Below are 593 nucleotides of genomic sequence, written 5' to 3' on the forward strand. Positions count from 1 at the left end.
GGTTGATGACAACAAAGCTAATACCAAATAATGGTGATGGCAGGAACGGTAAGGCCAATACCAGGAATCAGCAATGACAACCTTTAATACCATCAATGGTTGTAATGTTATGAGTAATGCTAATGGTGAGAATGGTAAGGTTGATGGAGTTAAAACTAATGCCAATGGAGTCAAAGTAATACCAATACCAAGTAATGCTAATGGCAACCATGCCAAGCCTGATGATGGTAAGCTAAGAGAAAGTAGGCATGAAGGGTAATGCTAATGAAATCAAAACTGATCTCAATGGAATCAAAGCTAAGGCTAAGAGGAACAATGGTGGGAATACTAAGGTTGATGGCAATCTTTATACCATCAATGGTTCCAACGTTATGAGTAATAGCAATGGTGAGAATGGTAAGGTTGATGGAGTTAAAACTAATGCCAATGGAGTCAAAGTAATACCAATACCAAGTAATGCCAATGGCAACCATGCCAAGCCTGATGATGGTAAGCTAAGAGAAAGTAGGCGTGAAGGGTAATGCTAATGAAATCAAAACTGATGGCAACAATAGCAATGGCAAGAAAGCTGATGGCAGGAACGGTAAGGCAAA

The 593-nt window shown here is 39.6% G+C and carries 2 protein-coding genes; both read left to right on the forward strand.

Annotated elements, in window-relative coordinates:
* Nucleotides 1-73 precede the first annotated feature (73 nt).
* Nucleotides 74-259 carry a hypothetical protein gene (locus BKH42_RS09165; protein ID WP_095296272.1) on the forward strand — a complete coding sequence of 62 codons (186 nt, stop codon included), beginning with the start codon at nucleotides 74-76 and terminating at the stop codon, nucleotides 257-259.
* Nucleotides 249-521: a hypothetical protein gene (locus tag BKH42_RS09170; protein ID WP_095296273.1), complete on the forward strand. Its 273-nt coding sequence runs from the start codon at nucleotides 249-251 to the stop codon at nucleotides 519-521. Before BKH42_RS09165 ends, BKH42_RS09170 begins: the two co-directional genes overlap by 11 nt.
* The last annotated feature ends 72 nt before the right edge of the window (nucleotides 522-593 follow it).

It is taken from the genome of Helicobacter sp. 13S00482-2 (assembly GCF_002272795.1).
Taxonomy (GTDB): domain Bacteria; phylum Campylobacterota; class Campylobacteria; order Campylobacterales; family Helicobacteraceae; genus Helicobacter_J.